The organism is Leucothrix pacifica (genome assembly GCF_003172875.1).
Lineage (GTDB): Bacteria > Pseudomonadota > Gammaproteobacteria > Thiotrichales > Thiotrichaceae > Leucothrix > Leucothrix pacifica.
The window spans coordinates 45581-61332 of the sequence record NZ_QGKM01000014.1 but is presented as its reverse complement, the minus strand read 5'-3'; the positions used below and the strand labels follow the sequence as shown (position 1 = coordinate 61332).

Below are 15752 nucleotides of genomic sequence, written 5' to 3'. Positions count from 1 at the left end.
AAAGCTTCCTTTATGCCTAATTTCCTTGGGTGGTTTCAAGCGATTGCCCTGTGGTTATACCTATTGCCTGTTTTCAGATGTCGCGTTTTATTGTAGAATTGTCATCATTACAATTCTCTATTTGTAACGATTTAGTCGAGACAATTGATTCTGTATTTACTTATTAATCAAGTCAATAAAAGTATTGTATCCATGACAATGTGGCGACCTGACCTCAGCGGTTATCAACAAGCAATGTATCAAGCCATTGCTGATGAAATAGAAAAGGGCATCTCAGATGCGGTGCTAAAAGATGGCGATAAGCTGCCGACTCACCGGGCGCTGGCCGATCAGTTAGGCGTAACTGTGGGCACAGTGACCCGTGGTTATGCCGAGGCTGAGAAACGCGGGGTGGTGAATGCACGGGTGGGTAGTGGCACGTTTATCAGCTCAGCGGATGATAAGCCAGCAGGCTTTGCGATTCTGGCGCGTGAGCAACGTCAGCGTATTGATTTTAGTTTGAATTTGCCTGTGCCGCTGGACACTGACCGCTTATTGCAGGCAAGTCTGCGCGAGGTGGTTGATGAAGTGCCCAATCTCGATCTGGTCGGTTATCAGCCGGAAAAAGGTTCTCTGCGTCAGCGAGAGTGGGCGGTGCAATGGCTAAAAGAGCAGGGCGTGGATACCGCACCGGATAATATTGTCATTACCTGCGGCGGTCAGCACGGTATCACATTGGCGATTGCTGCCACGGTCAGGCCGGGTGAGCAGTTGTTATGTGAAGGCTTAACCTACCCGGGGTTAACCGCCGTTACCGCACAGCTTGGGATTAAAGTAACAGGGTTGGAGCAGGACGAGCACGGCATTATTCCTGCATCGCTAGAAGAGCACTGCAAAAGCGGTACCTACCGCGCGCTGTATTGTACCCCTGTCGCCCAAAACCCAACCAATGCCACCATGACTGAGGAACGTCAGCGCGAGATTATGGCGATTGTGGAGCGCTATCACCTGTGGATTATCGAGGACGCCTTATCGGGCTATTACTGTGACGATAAGCCGCCGGGGTTTCATCAGCTGAATCCAGAGCGTTGTCTGTATATTCATTCACATTCCAAAATGTTAGCAGGTGGTTTGCGGGTGGGCTATCTGGTTACGCCATCGCGACTGAGCTTGCAAGTGTCGTCAGCGATTCGTTCCCATTGTTGGTTTACCTCGCCAATTACGGTTGAGGTGGCACAGCGTTGGATTTCTGGTAGTGAATTCGCCCGTACCGAAACCATAATTCGTGCCGAACTACAACGCCGGATTGACGCGGCCAGACGTATTTTTGACGGCTATCAATTCCGCACCCATGACGGCAGTTTTCATTGTTGGTTATCGTTGCCCGACCCATGGCGAGCCCCAGACTTTGAAGCAAGGTTATTGGAAAAAGGAGTAGCCGTCTTGTCATCAGAGCCATTTGCGGTAGGGCGTTTTCCTGCGCCACAGGCGATTCGCATTTGCCTGAGCTCTCCCGCCAGCTTTGACGATGTTGAGCAGGGCTTGAGCATTATTCGGGAAGAGTTAGATAGCGGGCTAAGTGGTCATTTATACGTTTTTTAAGATCTTTTTCTGAAACTGAACGGCAGCTTAGTAAATGGTGAATATGCTATATTATTCAACAAATATAGCGTTATAAATTAATAAATCATTCAGATTAAAAACGTAGAATGATGATCAGACAACTAAGAAATGAAGCTAAAAAATAATAAAAAGAAACAAGCAAAATAATAAAAAATAAGTTGTTGTTCTTGCTGTAACAGATACGGGCCTGTGAGTTTTTGATACCTTCTCATGGGCCTTTTTTTATCACCGAGACAGGTTACTATCACCCATTGTTCAGCCGACTCCTCTTGAGTCAGAAGTCTCGTGACAAGACTAACTATCCCTAAGCCAAACCCTTAGATTTTTTTGTTTATTTGCACCCTCTAACTGGGTATATATTTCTGGAAGGACAGTTTTTCCTGGAGTCAGTCATGCCGGTTTTGAAAGAGAATGGTTTGCAGCTAACGATGCCGAATGGCGATCAGGCTTATTTCAACTATTATTGGTTGCGGGATAACTGCCCCAGCTCGTGGGATGAAGACACTCAGGAGCGCGCCTTTGACATACTCGCGGAGCCTGATCATTTAAAGGCGGATGTCGCGACGCTTGATGATGATGCCCTCCATATCACTTGGCCGGATGGTCATCAAAGTCAGTATCCCTTGGCGTGGTTAAGTCACTGGTACAAAAACGAAGGCGGCAATGTAGCAGGTCATGGTGATATCGCGGTGCGTGCGCGTCGTTCCTGGTATGCCGATCATTACGAGGATATCGCCCGATTTAGTTACGACGACTTGGTGACAAATCCAGCCTTAGTCGCTGACTGGACAGAAGTGCTGCTGGATGAGGGTATCGCCTTATTGACCGCGATGCCGGATACGGATGATGCCTTGCAGGAAGTCTGCGAACTCATCGGTACAGTGCGTCCTTCATTTTCCGGTTATGCCTTTAATGTGCGCTCAGAACTCAAGCCGGTTAATCTCGCCTATACCAGTAAAGCACTGGAATTACACACTGACTTACCGCCGGAAGAACTTGCGCCCGGTCTGCAGTTTTTACATTGCCGTGAGAATGATGCCGACGGTGGCCGTAGCTTATTTGTGGATGCCACCAGTGTGGCGAATGCACTACGCGAACAATACCCCGAATATTTCAAAATACTCACCGATACCGAAGTACCGTTTCGCTATACCACCGACTCACAAGATGTCAGGGCACGTCAACGCATTATCGAAATAGACCCTGACAATGGTGAGGTGAGTGGAGTGAGTTTTAGTCAGCACTTGTCTGATGTATTTGATATGCCTCAGCAGTTTATGGATCAATTCTATCCCGCCTTCCGCAAGTTCGGCCACATGATGCAAGACTCGCAATACCTGATGAAATTCCGCCTGAATGCCGGCGAGTGTATTGTCTTTGATAATCACCGCATTGCACATGGGCGAGAGGCATTTACTGAAGGCAGTGGCGCGCGTTTTTTGCGAGGCTGCTATGTGGATCGGGGAGAAATGCGCAGCACCTACCGCGTTAGACTAGCAAATCAACATTGACAATTCCCCCGTCGCGTGACGACTATAGGCGGGAGGGAATACAATTTTCAGGAGTAAACATGGCACTTTCACACTGGCAGGAGCGCATCGATCTGGCTGCTGCATTTCGCACTGCCGCCCGCCTAGACTTACATGAGGCAGTGGCCAATCACTTCTCGCTGGCGGTCAATGACGACGGGACGCAGTTTTTGATCAATCCCAACCAGCGACATTTCTCCCTGATTAAAGCCAGTGAATTATTACTGCTGGATGCCAATGACCCAGATGTCCTGAACCAACCGGACGCACCAGACCCAACGGCGTGGGGTTTGCATGGCTCGGTGCATCGCTATTGTCCGCATGCTCGTTGTGTGATGCACGTTCACTCAAGATACGCCACGGTACTGGCGTCACTGGAAGATAGTCGTCTATTACCGATTGACCAAAACACCGCAACCTTCTACCAGCGCTATGTGATTGATGACAGTTTTGGTGGGTTGGCCTTCGAGGAAGAGGGCGAGCGTTGCTCGCGACTGCTGGGTGACCCAAAAGTCAAAGTAATGATTATGGGTAATCATGGTTTATTGGTGTTAGGTGACAGTGTTGCGGATACTTTCAATCGTTTGTTCTATTTTGAACGAGCTGCTGAAACCTACATTCGTGCCTTGCAGACTGGAAAACCACTGCGAGTACTATCCCATGAGGTCGCGGAGAAAACGGCCAGAGAATTAGCCTTGTACCCTGGTCAGGCAGAAAAGCATTTTGCCAGCTTAAAAGAGATTCTGGATAAAGCCGGAGACGACTATAAAGACTAAAATAACGGGGCTTATGAAGATCTTTTTCTGAAACTGAACACTAGCTTTCTAGGTCAGCGTATTAACTGAGAATGGGCTAAAAACTCGTTGATTAGTTAATAAATGATTCATTCTCAAAACGTAGAATAGTCAACAGCTTCTAGGGGCTAACAATGATTTAATAATTAGAAAAATAAAAACACTATAATAATAAAAGTCATTGAAATTGTTGTGAAAATTTGGGGGTCGTGTGAGAAGTCCCCGCCGATTGCCGGCTCCCAATCTTTACAAAATAGCGATAAAAATAATAATAAAAATGCTACCAGCACCTGAGTTACCCCGCTCAACGAAAAAAGCCGCAATCATTAGATCGCGGCTTCTTTGTTTCTATCGTTTAGGGAACGATAAAAGGTCTTACGACTTTACAGACTCAGCAACTAGCTTCTGTACTTCAGCAGTGTACTCTTCGCTGATCTTAGCAACTTTCTTGCTGTCTTCCATGATGCTTTCCATTACTTCTTTTGCAACATCACCTTGCTTAGAGAAGTAAGCTTTAGCCGCTTCAGCGTCTTTTACTTCGATAGCTTCTTTAGTGTTAGCAATAGTCATTGCGCTGTACTTAGATAGCAACTCAGTGTTAAGAGCGATTAATGCTTCAGCTTTTTCGATAGCCAAAGAAGTCATTGCCTTAGAAGGCGCTAGTGCTTTTTCAAAATCAAATGCTTGTGTCATGGTAATAATCTCAATCAAATTTTAAGGAGGAGGAATCTATGTTTCTGATTCGTTGCTGCACTGCAGCATGGGTGTAATGTATCAAGGCTTATGTTGCGGTGCAACAATTATTTTTTAAAAATGGATTGACGTAATGAAAATAAGCCTCTCAAGCTGTCGATATCTATACTTCAGCTTTATCCGTATACTTAAAAATGCAAGCTAAAACCCGTATATTCTCAAGACCCAATCAGTAAAAAGGCAGACACCTTGGCAAACACATACTCCCCGATACTTAAGACTATTTTACTCACTGCGCTGGCATTAATTGCTTTCGCAGCAAATTCTATATTATGTCGGCTGGCCCTGGGCACTGAAGCGATAGATGCATCCGGTTTTACCGTGATCCGTTTGGCCACTGGTGCAGTGGTGTTATTGTTGATTGTGGGGATTCAAATGCAACGGACGCAGGGGACGACGTCTGACTCCGGCATAAATCACAATGATGTCACCACTCAGCCTATTGCCGGTAGCAATGACGGCGGTACTCGCTCGGTGGTGAGGGCTAGTCTAATGAAAAAAGGCAGCTGGTTTGCCGCAGTCATGTTGTTTACTTACGCGGCGACATTCTCCTTTGCTTATGTGTCGATGGATACCGGTACAGGCGCGTTAATATTATTTGGTGCGGTGCAGCTGACCATGATCGCGGTGTCTCTGATTCGCGGGAATCGTTTGTATTGGTTGGAATGGCTGGGCGTGATTCTGGCTTTTGGTGGATTTGTGTATTTAGTGTTGCCGGGGCTGGGTACGCCGTCGTTGATTGGTTTTATCCTGATGTCATTGTCAGGTGTGGCTTGGGGTTTTTATACACTACGCGGTCAAGGTTCTGAAGATCCGCTTGGTGACACCACTTCTAATTTTGCGCGGACAGTGCCCATGGCGATTGTGTTATTTGTTCTGATGCTATCGCAGCTGCAACTAACTGCCCAAGGTGTATTGTTGGCGATGTTGTCGGGCGGCATTGCCTCAGGCGTGGGATATACCATCTGGTATAGCGCCTTACGCGGTTTGTCATCCACACAGGCAGCGGTTTTGCAATTATTGGTGCCGGTTATCGCAGCAGTCGGCGGCGTTATTTTTATGCAAGAAGCGATCACTAGTCGTTTGTTATTATCAGGTGTCATGATACTCGGTGGCATCCTGTTGGTGGTACTTGGGCGATATTATCTAAGCCAATGCCGCATGAATCAAAATACCTGAAGGTTATTAGTTAAACATTATCGGTTTATATTTACAAAAGATGCTTGTAGTATTCAGTTTAAACCTTAAACACGCCTCCACTGTTTAAGCCCCCGACAGCATACTCAGGAACTCATCATGACTGATAACAATAAGCGCTATAAACTACCCTCACTGACCTCTCTGCTACTTTCCTCCCTACTGTGCGGCCCCGCAGCGATGGCGGATAGCTCGGTGTGGAAAGCAGAAAAAGACGGAAAATATATCTACCTTGGTGGCACAGTTCATGTACTCAGTAAGGATGATTATCCGCTGCCTGAGGAGTATGAGCAGGCGTACCAAAAGTCTGAAGCTGTTTTCTTTGAGGTGGGTATTAAGAAGATGAAAGACCCGGAAACCGCCGAGGCGCTTATGCCGCTTCTCATGGCTGAGGAAGGGGAGACACTGGACAAGGTATTAAAGCCTGAAACTATGGAGGCGCTGGAGGCTTTTACCAAAGAGCGCGGCTTACCAATGGCAGTGATCAATGGCTTTAATCCCAGTGGCGTCTATTTGGTGTTGATGTCGATGGAGCTAATGGCCATGGGCATGACCGATTCAGGCGTGGATGAGTTTTACGATACCAAAGCGCGTGAAGATAAAAAGACGTTGGGCCAGATGGAAACCATCGAAGAGCAAATGGCATTTTTCTCCACGATCGGCGAAGGTAACCCGGATCAGCTGATTATGTATACCCTGCGTGATCTGGCAGACATGCCAAAAATGATGAAGGATATGAAAGACGCCTGGCGATCAGGAGATCGGGCAAAATATCGCGAGCTGTTACTGGAGCCGTTTGTAAAGGATTACCCGAAGGCTTATGAAGCGCTATTGGTTGAGCGTAATAATAACTGGATGCCAAAGATTGAGGCACTGTTTGAAACACCGGAAATTGAGCTGGTGCTGGTGGGCGCGCTGCACATGATTGGTAAGGATGGGCTATTGCAGCAGTTGGAGAAAAAGGGGTATACGGTGGAGCCTTTTGATGGTGAAGATCTGGTTACTCCTGAGTGATTACTCCGGTTTCAGCCAATCTCTGGCCACTCTGAAACCATAGAGATTACTGCGGTCATGTTTGCCGCCGGGACTGCGGTTTGCAGAGCGAATCCCCACCGTATTGGCGTCCCATGCACCACCCCGGCGAACCTGAGTGTCGATATCTTTGCAGTCATAATCCCATACACTGCCGTCTGTTGGTGCGCCTTGGTAAGTGTCATGCCAGCAATCTTGTACCCATTCCCACATATTCCCAGAGGTGTCTTGGACTGAGAATTTGTTCGCAGGGAATTGGCCGACCGGTGCTGCAAATTTCCAGCGATCTTTTCCTTTTACGCCTTTGTAGTTGGCTTGGTTGTGACTGGCTTGAGAGCCCCAGAAGTAGGCGGTGGATTGTCCACCTCTGGCCGCATACTCCCACTCAGTTTCGGTTGGCAGACGGTAGTTGGAGTTGGTTTTTTGTTCAGCCAACTTATATAGTTTTGTGCGTCGTGCCAGCTGACGCAGGTAACCGGGAAGCTATCATTTTGTTCATAACCCGGATTACTCCATGAAAGCTCAGGATTCATTACAAAAGGATGTCCCTGCGCATCCATGATCAGGGGGGGATCTCGCCATGAAGGACTTTACGCCACTGTTCGTCGTCGTCTTTTGGAATTAATGTTTGATCCGGATCATCTTGATTACTCATCTCTCCTCCTAACAACATTCCTCAGCGAGTTTTTTCAGACGCTTTTTTAGTATTGAAATACGTCGACCGATGGCGTCAACCCTGCGTTTAGAGCACTTTGATATTTCTTTATAACTCAGTCCAAAAGCATATTGCGTATACATAGCAACATCCGCTTTGCCCGTTTCTTTGGCCTCAATTTGATCAAATATTTTTTGAAGACAATCCATCTGTTGCAATAGGCGAACGTTGTGGCCTTCATCCAGTGATGGAATTAACCCCGTCTCATTACTTTCGACGTCGGTGTAGTGCTGAGCGTTTGGTATCGATAAGTGTTTCGATTTGCTGCGAATGTGGTTGATACATTGGTTTCTAACGACGGTGTAAACCCAGGCTCTACTGCAGTTATCTCTGACTTTATGGCCCTGACTAATCAGTTTAATAGCAATGTCCTGCCGAATGTCCTGGCGCTCGTGAAATTCCAGATTGGCGTAGCGTTGGTTGAAATGATTGATGTAGTGCTCAATAAGATTCATCATAGCAGCACCATGATCATTGTTTTGGTCTAAGAGGTGGCACAGCATATCTGTGCAACTGGTCTCATGACTGCTACTAAGTGCCTTATCCTGCATCGCTTTCCTACCTGGCGACGTTTATTAAGAATGTTTCTTTGTGTCGATAATAGCATATTATTCGCCAGTCTATATTTCCACAGGTCGCTATTGTTCGCTACTTGGTCTCAATTGTCTCTATATAATCCTAATCGAGGCGAAATTAAATGAATATGCCGGCCTCATTCCCATTAGGAATTTAATGAAATTGGTTAATCATTGGTTTAATTTTAGCCATATTTTAAGAAATTAAAACTACCACCAATTCCTTGGGGCCATGCACACCATAAGCCAGCGTTTGTTCAATATCTGCCGATTTAGAAGGCCCGGATACTAACAACGCATTCGTTGGCATCCCCTTATCCACCCAGCCTTGCTCCTTCACTACCTCCGAAAAGGTCGTATACAGCTGATTCGTATCCAGTAGCGCAATATGCACCGGTGGTACTAACGACATCAAACGAGGTTCATGCTTGGTTGGCCATAAAATCAATGACCCGGTTTCAGCAATGCCGCCCAATGTCGTCGTAAATCCAGCATCGGTTTGATTGAACATTTCCGACTTCCAGTCTTCAATTTCGTGGTCGTAAGATTGCAAGTCTGGTAGCTGATCCACCATGTTATACAGCACTTTTCCTTGCGCTGTTTCCGGCGATACCAACATGTTTTTCAGGCGTTTCTCCTGACATATCTCAGCGATTTTTTCAGCCCAGTCGTCTTTGCTGGCATGAATAATTTCAGCACGCACCGCAACCATGCGTTCAACAAAACGGTTGATACGTTCCTCTTTATCCCAGTTAAAGCGGCTGAGGTGGTCGCGCTCGCTAAAATGGCAAGGCTCCGGCTTAGTGGTGCGGAGTCGATTGATTATATTGTTACGTGCCTTACTCATTGTCGATTCCTTTTGCTTTTAGCTGTTGGTGCAGGGTTTTTGCAGCGATAGGTGGTGCGGTGCGTACCCGCGTCCAGGCGCCCATTTTTGATGGCATCAGTTTGCGGAAGCTGGCAGCGGCACTGGCTCCGGTGTTGTAGATCAGGGGATGCTGTGCGGCAAATGACCAGCCTTTCCATGTCAGTGCTTCAGCAGTTTTACGACGACTGCCGGAGTCTTTGGTGCTGCTTTGGTCTTGTCTCACGCCTTCGTAACGCAAGCGGTTAATCAGGCTTGGTAACGGAATACGTACCGGACAAACTTCACCGCAGGCACCGCATAAACTGGAGGCTTGTGCCAGTTCTCCATGTGCTTTTAAACCATCCTTTTGAGGCTCCAGCACAGTACCAATCGGGCCGGGGTAAACCGTGCCGTAACTGTGTCCACCAACGCGTACATACACCGGACAATGATTAATACAGGCACCACAACGAATACAGCGCAAAGTCGCCAGCAACTCAGGGTCGCTGTAAATATTGGAGCGGCCATTATCCAGTAGTACCAAATGCACTTCCTTCGGCCCATCCATTTCACCTTCTTTACGCGGTGAGCTAATCATATTTACATAGGTGGTAATGGGTTGAGCGGTGGCGGAGCGTGTCAAAATGCTCATTAGTGGTGGTACATCGCTGAGTTTTTCCACCACTTTTTCAATACCTGTCACGGCTATATGCACCGGTGGAACGGTGGTAGACATACGTCCGTTACCTTCATTCTCTACCAAACAGAGCGTACCAGTTTCTGCGACAGCAAAGTTCACGCCTGATAAGCCCACAGGTGCATTAAAGAACTTCTCGCGCAGAATTTTACGCGCGGTTTGAGTCAACTCATCCACGTCTTCGGTGTAAGGAATGTCCGGGAATTTTTCCTGAAACAGCTTGGCAATCTGCCGCTTATTTTTGTGAATCGCCGGCATGATAATGTGCGAGGGCATTTCGCCATCTAGCTGGATAATGAACTCGCCAAGATCTGACTCTAAGCACTCAATGCCAAGCTCTTCCATGAAGTGGTTGAGTCCCATTTCCTCGGAAACCATGGACTTCCCTTTGATCATGGACTTGGCATTGTGCTTATTCATAATCGCCAGCACATGCTGATTGGCTTCCTCAACCGTTTCTGCCCAGTGCACCTGAATGCCGTTTTTGGTGAGATTAGTTTCCAGCTTTTCTAAAAGATCTGGCAGGTTGTCCAGCGAGTTGGAGCGAATCGCCATGGCTTGTGTACGCAGGCGCTCTAACTCTGCCTCATCCGGAAATTGGTCTAGGCGGCGACTCATTAAACCATCCATTGCCTTGCGAAAATTGCCGCGTACTTCTTCATTGGCGAGGGCGTCTTCTACGCGGACTCTGAAGTCTGACAGCTTAGCCATGGGTTGCATCCTCCGTTGTATCAGATGTTTCTGGCACATTGATATCGTACTTAGTGCACAACACTTCACTGCGTTCCAGTAAGAATTCAGCGATGTGTTTTGATTGTGGCATTCGTAAAGCATGATGTTGATTCTCATACTCAAACGCGCCGCTGATGTTCATCATGCAACCACAGTCCTGAGTGATCATCACACTCGCACCGGTCTCGCGAATGGCATCCGCTTTGTCGGTGACCATCGAGGCAGAAATTTCTGGCTCTTTGATGGCAAATGTTCCGCCGAAACCACAACATTCTTTCTTGTGATGTTGTTCGTGAACAGTGATGTTTTCTAATTGTCCGACCAGTTGTTCAATTTTATCAGCCACGCCCATTTCACGTCGCGCACTGCAGGAGGTATGGATCGCAACATCAGTTTTGACGCCCTTTCCGGCAAGTTTGATTTCTAAGACATCGACCAAGAACTCTGTGAACTCATAGATACGTCCGGCAACTTGCAATGCCATTGCTTCATCCGGTTCGCCTTTAAATAATTCAGGGTAGTGGTGTTTCATCATGCCGCCACAAGAGCCGGAAGGCACAACGATGGGAATGTCTTTAGGAAACAAAGCGATTTGCTTACGCGCAACTTCACGTGCCTCATCCCGGTAACCAGAGTTCCATGCGGGTTGACCGCAGCAGGTTTGCGCCTGTGGGTAGATGACACGAATGCCTGCACGTTGCAGTAACTCAACGGCAGACACACCAGCGTTCGGATAGACAGAATCGATTAGACAAGTCCCGTAAAAATAAACGGAGTCGGGTTGCAATAGAGTGGTCATTTTGGTGTTTCTCCGAGGATGTTCATACGGTTGAGAGAGCGGATTTTACGGGCTTCTTCAGCGTCAATTTCTTTGATGGAATCTTCAACGAAGGCGAGGTGATGCTGTGCCGCTTTGCGGGCATCTTCCGGACGGCCTTCAGCCACGGCTTCCATCAGTTCTTTGTGTTGCGCGCTAAGCGGATCGAACACGCGTGGGATGGTGTAAAGCTTGTCAAGGTTGTGGGTGATACTGTTTTGTAAGAGCTCAAACAGTCCACGCATCACGTGCAGCAGAACCAGATTATGAGAGGCTTCTACGATGGATAAATGAAAGGCAGCATCGGCCCGTGCCTCATCCATTGGGTCTTTGCTGCCGTGCAATTTGATCATTTGCTCATAGTTGCTGCGGATGCGTACTTTGTCATCATCCGTTGCGCGCAAAGCGGCATAAAACGCAGCGTTTCCTTCCAGTGCATGACGAATTTCCAGTACGTCAAAGCGGTATTCCGGGTTCTCCCGAAACATCGCAACCATTGGATCATTAAAGCTGGTGGCGATGCTGTTTTTTACAAAAGTGCCGCCACCCGGTCGGGTAAATAGCAGTCCCTTACTAATCAATTTTTGAATCGCTTCGCGCAGGGAAGGGCGTGACACTTCCAGCCGTTCGGATAAAACACGTTCGGCTGGCAGGCGGTCACCCGGCTTTAGACTGCCATCTAAAATCATGCTTTCAAGTTGTTCGGCGATGCGTTCTGACAGACGTGGTTTTTTCATGACTCCCTCAACTATTGGTCTTACCAATTTGTGAAATCATTCTAATAAGTCCGAAACAGGAATGCAATAGCCCTATTAAAGATAAAATTTATTGACTCTTAAGTTTATGAAACTACTAGATTAATAGTTATTTTTGGCGTCTCTTTAAACCTTGTTCATAATTTTTCGGTTGACAATTTGATGACTTAGCGTTGAGAATATTTGGACTTACCAGTTTACCAATTCAATTAATTGGTAAGTTTTTTAGTTAACACGATGAGGAGCAATCATGTTTCAAAAACTGACTAAGGTAGCAATGAGTGTTGCTATCGCTGCGGCATTAGGTGGGTCAGCAGTTGCACACGCAAAAGATAAGAAAGTTCTGTTAAAACTGCCTGTTTATTTTGGTACACACCTGCCTGGTTTAGGAACAACGCCTAAATGGTTGGCTGATAATCTAAAAGCTCAAGACAGCACTGTAAAAGTAAAAGTCTACGAGCCGGGCAAATTAATCCCACCTAAAGAAATTCTGCAGGCAGTCAGTAAAGGTCAGGTCAATGCGGGTTACACCACTCCGGGTTACAACACGGGCGTATTGGGTAATGGCGCAGCGATTTTCTCAGCCGTTCCGTTCGGTCCAGACTTCGGTGAGTTCCTGGCGTGGGTTTACTACGGTGACGGCCGCAAAATGTGGCAGGAAATGTACGAGAAGAAGAATCTGAACGTTCATGCGATTCCTTGTGGAACGGTTGCTCCTGAGACTTCAGGCTGGTTCTCAAAGCCAATCGATAAGCCGGAAGATTTAGAAGGTTTGCGCATGCGCTTCTTCGGTCTGGGTGCATTGGTGATGGAAAAGTTGGGTGTATCGACGAGCTTGTTATCGTCAAAAGAAATTTTCCCTGCATTGGAAAAAGGCGCGATCGATGCGACTGAGTTCTCTATGCCTGCGATCGATAAGAACCTCGGTTTCCACAAGATCCTGAAGTACAACTACTTCCCTGGATGGCACCAGCCAACAACGTTGTTTGAGTTGATCATCAACGGTGACACGTGGAAAGACATGAGCAAAGGCCAGCAAAACCAGATCGAGACGACCTGTAAAGCGGCGATTCTTGATGCATTCGCGATGGGTGAGTCTATGCAGTTCCCTGTGATGCAGGAGAACGTGAAGAACGGCGTTGAAAACCGCGTGTGGTCTGATGAGATGCTGGGTGCATTTAAGAGCAAGTGGGACGAAGTGGTTGTGGAAGAGTCCGCAAAAGACCCTGAGTTTAAAGCGATCTGGGATAACCTTGCGACGTTCCGGGAAGGTTATGCGATATGGGGTGCAACTGGCTATTTACCACGTGCTAAAGCTGAGTAATTAAGCTGGTCTGTCAGATGCCTGCTTTGTTGTTATTGCGAATTAGGTATCTGACTCTCACTTAGCTTTATCAGTGAGACCGAAAAGGAGTCTGTGGTTTGTTTCAAATCGAGTATTCAGGTGTAGCTTGAGACTAGGTGAGATAAATACCGGATTTTCCGTTATGTAGTGAAGTGAAGATCAAGTCTTCAAAAGGAGAGTGCGATGGGTGCAGGCACTGCAGCAGTTTCTACTTACCGGATTCCGGTGGTTGAGAAACTCAATAGTTTTGTCGAGCGGATAGGTAATCTTGCCGCTTGGGTCAATGTAATTTTAATCGCTGTGATTCTGGCTTCGGTATTTATGCGCTACGGCATGAATCAGGCAATGGTCACACTGGAGGAGCTGACATGGTATCTGTATGCGGTCGGCATTATGTTTGGCCTCAGTTATGGCGTTGTTAAAAACAGCCACATCAGAGTGGACATTCTACATTCAAAATTCCCAAGAAAATTGCAGTATGCGATTGAGATATTTGGATTGCTGTTCCTGTTATTGCCATTTGCGATTGTGATTTTTCATCACAGTCTGGAGTGGGTTTGGGATTCTTATGCGATGAACGAGGCATCCTCCAGTCCGCAGGGTTTGTCGCATCGTTGGATCATTAAAAGTGTCATTCCGGTGAGCTTTTTCTTGTTGATCGTTGCTGGTATCGCGCGATTGATTCAGTCCTTTGTTTTATTCCGTCACGACCATGATGCGCCGCAACCTGCGGAGCCGTCGGGACGCATTTCTTTGTTACGTCACATGTTTTCAGTACAAGCGCACCAGAACGAAACATCCACTGAGGAGAAGCACTAATGGAAGTCAGTGAGATTTTAGTTATCGCGATGTTCGGCACGTTCATGTTGCTGCTATTCATCGGTTATCCGGTCGCATGGGTATTGGGTGGTGTAGCAATTTTGTTTACCGCTGTTGGTTATTTTTCGGATATTTATTTAGACACTATTACCGGCCTTGATTACAACGTGTTGGGGCTTGCAGTCGGGCGTATTTATGGTGTCATGGATAACTGGGTATTGGTTGCTTTGCCCATGTTTATCTTTATGGGCTTGATGCTGGATAAGTCCGGTGTTGCTGAACGCATGATGCATTCCATGCAGCGTTTATTCGGTAATGTGCGTGGTGGTCTGGCGATTACGGTAACGCTGATCGGTGTCATTCTGGCTGCATCAACCGGTATTATCGGTGCCTCGGTGGTATTGCTGGGTCTGATGTCACTGCCGGTTATGCTTAATCAAAACTACAGTAAGAGTATTGCGCTGGGTACTGTGGCCAGTGCGGGTTGTTTAGGTATCCTGATTCCACCCAGCATTATGCTGGTCATCATGGGTGACCAAATGGCCTTGTCGGTGGGTGACTTGTTTATGGGGGCAGTATTCCCCGGCTTGTTGCTCGGTGTATTGTATATCGGCTATATCTTTATCTACGGTCTGATTAAACCCAACAATGTACCACTGGCTGAGAACCAAGAACCCGTCAATGAATGGTCGCTGGTTGGGCGTGTGTTCTTAGATATCATCCCACCTGCGATATTAATTCTGGCCGTTCTGGGTTCGATCTTTGCAGGTATTGCCACGGTCACCGAGGCCTCTGGTATTGGGGCAATCGGCGCGACGATTATGGCGATGATGTATCGCCGTCTGGACTTCGCTGTGCTTAAAGAAGTCGTGATTAACACGTTCAACACCGCAGGTTACATCTTCGCTATTTTTGTGGGTGCGACTGTATTTGCATTAGTCCTGCGTGAATTAGGCGGAGATGAGCTGATTGAAGACGTATTAACCGGATTGCCATTTGGTGATATGGGTTTGATCCTGTTTATTCTGCTGATTGTTTTCTTGTTGGGATTCTTCCTCGATTGGATCGAAATCACCCTGATTATGCTACCCTTACTGGCACCCGTTGTGTCTGGTCTGGACTTGGGAGTTGATGGTTACGGTGTGGTGGATAAGCCGGAATTGGTCTGGTTTGCCTTGCTGGTCGCTGTGACTTTACAAACATCTTTCCTGACGCCACCAGTTGGGTTTGCCTTATTCTATCTGAAAGGTGTGTGTCCTCCTGGTGTTACATTGCTGGATATTTACAAAGGAGTTATTCCGTTTGTTATCTTGCAGATGATTGGTCTCGCGCTGGTATTTATGTTCCCTGCATTGGTTACATGGCTACCCTCTGTGGCTTATGGTAATTAGCTTAGCGCGTTAGAGCGCAATCACGAAGTCAGGTATGTGTTTTACTAACGGCTGTGGGCAATACTTTTATATTTAGGCACTCACAGACTTGGCAAGACCATGCCTGACGTCGAAAATAGAATGACTCAATCAATTTAAAGGTGATCAGGCGT

At 47.1% G+C, this 15752-nt stretch carries 15 protein-coding genes and 1 pseudogene; 8 read left to right on the top strand and 8 right to left on the bottom strand.

From position 1 onward, the window contains the following. The first annotated feature begins 192 nt into the window (after positions 1 to 192). The 3 genes from DKW60_RS07515 to DKW60_RS07505 all read left to right on the top strand — a co-directional run bounded on the left by DKW60_RS07515 (position 193) and on the right by DKW60_RS07505 (position 3907). A complete protein-coding gene (locus DKW60_RS07515; protein ID WP_109837045.1) occupies positions 193 to 1581 on the top strand; it encodes an aminotransferase-like domain-containing protein in 1389 nt (462 codons plus the stop codon). A 413-nt stretch (positions 1582 to 1994) separates the two neighbouring features. Further along, entirely contained in the window at positions 1995 to 3113 is a 1119-nt protein-coding gene (locus DKW60_RS07510) for a TauD/TfdA family dioxygenase (RefSeq protein ID WP_109837044.1), read from the top strand. A 59-nt stretch (positions 3114 to 3172) separates the two neighbouring features. After that, positions 3173 to 3907, top strand: coding sequence for a class II aldolase and adducin N-terminal domain-containing protein (locus DKW60_RS07505; protein ID WP_109837043.1), 735 nt, complete (start codon positions 3173 to 3175; stop codon positions 3905 to 3907). A 393-nt stretch (positions 3908 to 4300) separates the two neighbouring features. On the opposite strand, the gene phaP is transcribed toward DKW60_RS07505, so the two are convergent. Beyond that, positions 4301 to 4618 (bottom strand): TIGR01841 family phasin, encoded by a 318-nt coding sequence (gene phaP / locus DKW60_RS07500; RefSeq protein WP_109837042.1) that lies wholly within the window; start codon positions 4616 to 4618, stop codon positions 4301 to 4303. A 249-nt stretch (positions 4619 to 4867) separates the two neighbouring features. Here phaP and DKW60_RS07495 point away from each other — a divergent pair, with 249 nt between their 5' ends. Both DKW60_RS07495 and DKW60_RS07490 read left to right on the top strand, forming a co-directional pair. After that, positions 4868 to 5857: a DMT family transporter gene (locus tag DKW60_RS07495; RefSeq protein ID WP_245929623.1), complete on the top strand. Its 990-nt coding sequence runs from the start codon at positions 4868 to 4870 to the stop codon at positions 5855 to 5857. 117 nt (positions 5858 to 5974) lie between these two features. Then, positions 5975 to 6889 carry a TraB/GumN family protein gene (locus tag DKW60_RS07490; RefSeq protein WP_109837041.1) on the top strand — a complete coding sequence of 305 codons (915 nt, stop codon included), beginning with the start codon at positions 5975 to 5977 and terminating at the stop codon, positions 6887 to 6889. Here the strand turns inward: DKW60_RS07490 and DKW60_RS07485 are convergent, their stop codons facing one another. The 7 genes and pseudogenes from DKW60_RS07485 to DKW60_RS07455 all read right to left on the bottom strand — a co-directional run bounded on the left by DKW60_RS07485 (position 6890) and on the right by DKW60_RS07455 (position 12027). Further along, entirely contained in the window at positions 6890 to 7342 is a 453-nt protein-coding gene (locus DKW60_RS07485) for a formylglycine-generating enzyme family protein (protein WP_109837040.1), read from the bottom strand. It abuts the gene before it with no gap. Between the two features lie 32 nt (positions 7343 to 7374). After that, positions 7375 to 7440, bottom strand: a pseudogene (locus tag DKW60_RS24645) (hypothetical protein); the annotation flags it as partial. 130 nt (positions 7441 to 7570) lie between these two features. Then, on the bottom strand, positions 7571 to 8080 hold the full coding sequence (locus DKW60_RS07475; RefSeq protein ID WP_181389617.1) for an RNA polymerase sigma factor: 510 nt from the start codon (positions 8078 to 8080) through the stop codon (positions 7571 to 7573). Positions 8081 to 8393: 313 nt separating this feature from the next. Next, positions 8394 to 9044, bottom strand: coding sequence for a LutC/YkgG family protein (locus DKW60_RS07470; protein ID WP_109837037.1), 651 nt, complete (start codon positions 9042 to 9044; stop codon positions 8394 to 8396). After that, positions 9037 to 10452 carry a LutB/LldF family L-lactate oxidation iron-sulfur protein gene (locus DKW60_RS07465; RefSeq protein WP_109837036.1) on the bottom strand — a complete coding sequence of 472 codons (1416 nt, stop codon included), beginning with the start codon at positions 10450 to 10452 and terminating at the stop codon, positions 9037 to 9039. Before DKW60_RS07465 ends, DKW60_RS07470 begins: the two co-directional genes overlap by 8 nt. After that, complete coding sequence (locus DKW60_RS07460) at positions 10445 to 11272, bottom strand: (Fe-S)-binding protein (RefSeq protein WP_109837035.1); 828 nt, start codon at positions 11270 to 11272, stop codon at positions 10445 to 10447. The genes DKW60_RS07465 and DKW60_RS07460 overlap by 8 nt, the downstream gene beginning before the upstream one ends. Continuing rightward, the gene (locus DKW60_RS07455; protein ID WP_109837034.1) at positions 11269 to 12027 is read right to left on the bottom strand and encodes an FCD domain-containing protein; all 759 of its coding nucleotides are present in this window, start codon (positions 12025 to 12027) and stop codon (positions 11269 to 11271) included. Before DKW60_RS07455 ends, DKW60_RS07460 begins: the two co-directional genes overlap by 4 nt. Before the next feature lie 268 nt (positions 12028 to 12295). Between DKW60_RS07455 and DKW60_RS07450 the strand changes: the two genes are divergently transcribed. The 3 genes from DKW60_RS07450 (at position 12296) to DKW60_RS07440 (ending at position 15600) form a co-directional block, all read left to right on the top strand. Continuing rightward, positions 12296 to 13369, top strand: coding sequence for a TRAP transporter substrate-binding protein (locus tag DKW60_RS07450; protein ID WP_109837033.1), 1074 nt, complete (start codon positions 12296 to 12298; stop codon positions 13367 to 13369). A 204-nt stretch (positions 13370 to 13573) separates the two neighbouring features. After that, positions 13574 to 14209, top strand: coding sequence for a TRAP transporter small permease subunit (locus DKW60_RS07445; protein ID WP_109837032.1), 636 nt, complete (start codon positions 13574 to 13576; stop codon positions 14207 to 14209). Next, entirely contained in the window at positions 14209 to 15600 is a 1392-nt protein-coding gene (locus DKW60_RS07440; protein ID WP_109837031.1) for a TRAP transporter large permease, read from the top strand. The genes DKW60_RS07445 and DKW60_RS07440 overlap by 1 nt, the downstream gene beginning before the upstream one ends. The last annotated feature ends 152 nt before the right edge of the window (positions 15601 to 15752 follow it).

What these genes read in the sequence shown, in the direction of transcription:
- DKW60_RS07460 (WP_109837035.1), bottom strand. Translation starts at nt 11,272, where the DNA reads ATGACCACTCTATTGCAACCCGACTCCGTTTATTTTTACGGGACTTGT.
- DKW60_RS07510 (WP_109837044.1), top strand. Translation starts at nt 1,995, where the DNA reads ATGCCGGTTTTGAAAGAGAATGGTTTGCAGCTAACGATGCCGAATGGC.
- DKW60_RS07450 (WP_109837033.1), top strand. Translation starts at nt 12,296, where the DNA reads ATGTTTCAAAAACTGACTAAGGTAGCAATGAGTGTTGCTATCGCTGCG.
- DKW60_RS07465 (WP_109837036.1), bottom strand. Translation starts at nt 10,452, where the DNA reads ATGGCTAAGCTGTCAGACTTCAGAGTCCGCGTAGAAGACGCCCTCGCC.
- DKW60_RS07455 (WP_109837034.1), bottom strand. Translation starts at nt 12,027, where the DNA reads ATGAAAAAACCACGTCTGTCAGAACGCATCGCCGAACAACTTGAAAGC.
- DKW60_RS07475 (WP_181389617.1), bottom strand. Translation starts at nt 8,080, where the DNA reads ATGATGAATCTTATTGAGCACTACATCAATCATTTCAACCAACGCTAC.
- DKW60_RS07470 (WP_109837037.1), bottom strand. Translation starts at nt 9,044, where the DNA reads ATGAGTAAGGCACGTAACAATATAATCAATCGACTCCGCACCACTAAG.
- phaP (WP_109837042.1), bottom strand. Translation starts at nt 4,618, where the DNA reads ATGACACAAGCATTTGATTTTGAAAAAGCACTAGCGCCTTCTAAGGCA.
- DKW60_RS07440 (WP_109837031.1), top strand. Translation starts at nt 14,209, where the DNA reads ATGGAAGTCAGTGAGATTTTAGTTATCGCGATGTTCGGCACGTTCATG.
- DKW60_RS07515 (WP_109837045.1), top strand. Translation starts at nt 193, where the DNA reads ATGACAATGTGGCGACCTGACCTCAGCGGTTATCAACAAGCAATGTAT.
- DKW60_RS07490 (WP_109837041.1), top strand. Translation starts at nt 5,975, where the DNA reads ATGACTGATAACAATAAGCGCTATAAACTACCCTCACTGACCTCTCTG.
- DKW60_RS07445 (WP_109837032.1), top strand. Translation starts at nt 13,574, where the DNA reads ATGGGTGCAGGCACTGCAGCAGTTTCTACTTACCGGATTCCGGTGGTT.
- DKW60_RS07505 (WP_109837043.1), top strand. Translation starts at nt 3,173, where the DNA reads ATGGCACTTTCACACTGGCAGGAGCGCATCGATCTGGCTGCTGCATTT.